4 protein-coding genes are annotated in these 2,974 nt (G+C 65.0%); all 4 read right to left on the minus strand.

What is annotated here, in order from left to right; all coding sequences use genetic code 11:
- On the minus strand, positions 1-552 hold a 552-nt coding region (locus tag AC1VTH_RS07595), incomplete at its 3' end, for an amino acid ABC transporter ATP-binding protein (protein ID WP_481335535.1).
- 23 nt (positions 553-575) lie between these two features.
- A complete protein-coding gene (locus AC1VTH_RS07600) occupies positions 576-1,394 on the minus strand; it encodes an amino acid ABC transporter permease (protein WP_481335536.1) in 819 nt (272 codons plus the stop codon).
- A complete protein-coding gene (locus tag AC1VTH_RS07605) occupies positions 1,391-2,050 on the minus strand; it encodes an amino acid ABC transporter permease (RefSeq protein ID WP_481335537.1) in 660 nt (219 codons plus the stop codon). Before AC1VTH_RS07605 ends, AC1VTH_RS07600 begins: the two co-directional genes overlap by 4 nt.
- Positions 2,051-2,165: 115 nt before the next feature.
- The coding region (locus AC1VTH_RS07610) for a transporter substrate-binding domain-containing protein (protein ID WP_481335538.1) at positions 2,166-2,974 on the minus strand (809 nt) is incomplete at its 5' end.

Consider the following 2,974-nt stretch of genomic DNA (forward strand, 5'->3'; position numbering starts at 1 on the left):
CTCGTTAATCATCTCGGGGTCGAGGGCGCTCGTGGGCTCGTCGAACAGCATCGCCTTGGGGCTCATCGCCAGCGAGCGGGCAATGGCGACGCGCTGCTGCTGGCCACCCGAGAGCTGCGCGGGCACCTTGGTGGCCTGCTCGGCCACGCCCACGCGGGCGAGCAGCTCCATGGCACGGTCCTTGGCCTCGTCCTTGGACATGCCCAGGACCTCGACGGGTCCCAGCGTCACGTTGTCGAGGACGGTCTTGTGGGCAAACAGGTTGAACTGCTGGAACACCATGCCCAGCTCGGCGCGCGTGCGCGTGAGCTCCTTGCCCTCCTGCGGCAGCGGCTTACCCTCGATGAGGATCTCGCCGGAGTCGATGGTCTCGAGGCGGTTGATGGTGCGACACAGCGTCGACTTGCCCGAGCCCGACGGGCCGATGATGACGAGGACCTCGCCCTTGGTCACGCTCAGGTTGATGTCCTTGAGGACGTGCAGGTCGCCAAAGTTCTTCTCGACGTGGCGAAGCTCGATGACGGGCCGGGCGTCCGTGGTTGTCTGGTTCATGACTCTCTCCCTTGGCTGCGTCGCTAGCGGATGATCTTGACGCCCGTACGGCGCGAGACGGCGACAGCCGCCTTGTTGATGAGACTGTTGATGAGGATGTAGATAACCGCGACCACGAGGAACGTCGAGACGAGCGCGTCGTAGTTGGTGCGCAGCACCTGGGCGTTCTGCATGAGGTCGGGATAGCTCACGACGTAGGCAAGCGCCGTGTCCTTGACCACGACGACCAGCTGGCTGATGAGCGACGGGATGACGTAGCGGATGGCCTGCGGCAGCACGATCTTGGTCTTGACCTTCCAGCGCGACAGGCCAATCGACAGGCCCGCCTCGGTCTGGCCGCGCGGCACGGCGTTGACGCCCGCGCGGAACACCTCGGCGAGCACGCCCGAGGCGGCGAGCGTCACCGGCAGGCACAGCATCCAGAACGCCGACATCTTGATGCCGAGGTTGGGCATCGCAAAGAAGAAGAAGTAGATGAACAGCAAGCTCGGCACGCCACGCAGGACGTTGGTGAGCACCGCGCACAGGGCGCTCAGGGGGCGGATGTGGCTCGTTCGACCCAGCATGAGCACGAGGCCCAGGACGAGCGACAGCACCGCCGCGGTGAGCGCCACGGCAAAGGTGCCCTCGAGGCCGGCGAGCAGGTAGCGCCACGTGGTGCGCCACGTGAACAGCTCCCAGTAGCGGGCGGAGAGCTGGCCGGTGACCCAGAAGCGCCAGACCACCCAGGCGAGCAGGGCGACCAGGGCCACGAGCGACAGGGCCGAGCCCACGATCATCTTCTTGCGCGTCTTGGGACCCGGCTCCTCGTAGAGGGCGTCCCTCATAGTCTTGGCGCTCATCGAATCACCCTGACCCTCTTGTCGATGGCGTTACCCACGAAGCCCGCAACGAGCGCGGTGGTGATATAGCCGGCGGCGCTGACGAAGAATGTGACGATGCCCGCCGACTCGCGCGTGTTGATGTAGGTAACCACACCCGTGAGCTCCTGCGGGGTCATGGGGACCTGCGAGCCCAGGGCCGTGGTGAGCATGACAGCGATGAAGAGGTTGGTCATGGGCAGCACCGTGGAGCGCAGCGCCTGCGGGATAACGATGGTGCGCAGGATCTTGCCAAACGAAAGGCCCAGGGCACGGGCCGCCTCGATCTGGCCGGGGCCGATGGTATTGATGCCGCTCATGAAGTTCTCGGAGCCAAACGCGGCGCCGAGCAGCACGGTGGCGAGCACCACGGAGGGCTCGTAGTCGAGCAGCAGCTTGAGGTGCGGCAGCGCGTACACGATGATGAGCAGCAGCACCGCTCCGGGAATGTTGCGGAAGATCTGCACGTAGACGTCGCCCGCGACGCGCAGCGGCTTGAACGGCGAGACGCGCATGACGGTCAAAAGGACCGAGAACACCATGACGAGCGCAAACGAGACGATCGTAAGTCGCCACGTGGTGAGAAGCGCCGTCAGGTACATCGGGCCGTAGCCGGCGATGAGCTCTGGCAGCCCCATGGTACCTCCTTACAGGGAAGGGCCCACCGCCCGATGGACGGAGGGCCCCAGCTATTAGAAACCCATGTCAAGCAGCGGGATTATACCCATGCTCGAGCAGGCCCAAGCGCAGGCCTTAGGCGCCGATCGCGGGCGGCTCGGGGATCGTGTCGATGCCGCAGCGCTCGGCAATCGAGATCTTGTAGAGCTCGTCCCACTTGCCGTCGTCCTCGAACTTCTTGAGGAAGTCGTTGATGAAGTCGATGGCGTCGGTGTTGTCGTGCTTCACGCCGATGCCCAGGAACTCCTCGGGGCCAAACGGGTCGCCGGCGATGCGGTACTTGCCCGGGTTCTTGACGACGTTGCCCATCTGCAGCGTGTTGTCGACGACGTAGGCGTCAACGCGACCCTGCTCGAGGGCGGCGCGGCACTCGTCGTCCTTGGAGAACTCCTGGACCTCGGCCTTGGGCGCGTACTGGGCCATGACGTCGGGACCGGTGGAGCCGGACTGGACGGCGACCTTCTTGCCGGCGAGGTCGTCGACAGAGTTGATGCCGGAGTCGTCGGCGAGCACGAGGATGGCGTACTGGGTCGACAGGTAGGGTCCGGCGAAGGAGATGACCTCCTTGCGCTTGTCCGTGATGGTGTAGCTGCCGAACACGGCGTCGACCGTGTCGTTCTGGAGAACCGACTCGCGGGTGTCGGAGGTCACCTGCGTGTACTCGTACTTGTTCTCGTCGCCCAGGATGTAGCGGGTGAGGCCCAGGTAGAGGCCGGCGTCAAAGCCATAGACCTTGTTGTCGGTCTCGTCGAGCTGGGAGAAGATGGCCGAGGTGCGCGTGGCGCCGATGCGGATGGCGCCGGCCTCCTTGACGGACTTGGCCCAAGCGTTGGCGTTGATGACATCGTCGGAGGCCTGCTCGACGGAGGCGACGAGGTTGTTGA

This window comes from Parolsenella sp. (assembly GCF_982402205.1).

What these genes read in the sequence shown, in the direction of transcription:
- AC1VTH_RS07605 (WP_481335537.1), bottom strand. Translation starts at nt 2,050, where the DNA reads ATGGGGCTGCCAGAGCTCATCGCCGGCTACGGCCCGATGTACCTGACG.
- AC1VTH_RS07600 (WP_481335536.1), bottom strand. Translation starts at nt 1,394, where the DNA reads ATGAGCGCCAAGACTATGAGGGACGCCCTCTACGAGGAGCCGGGTCCC.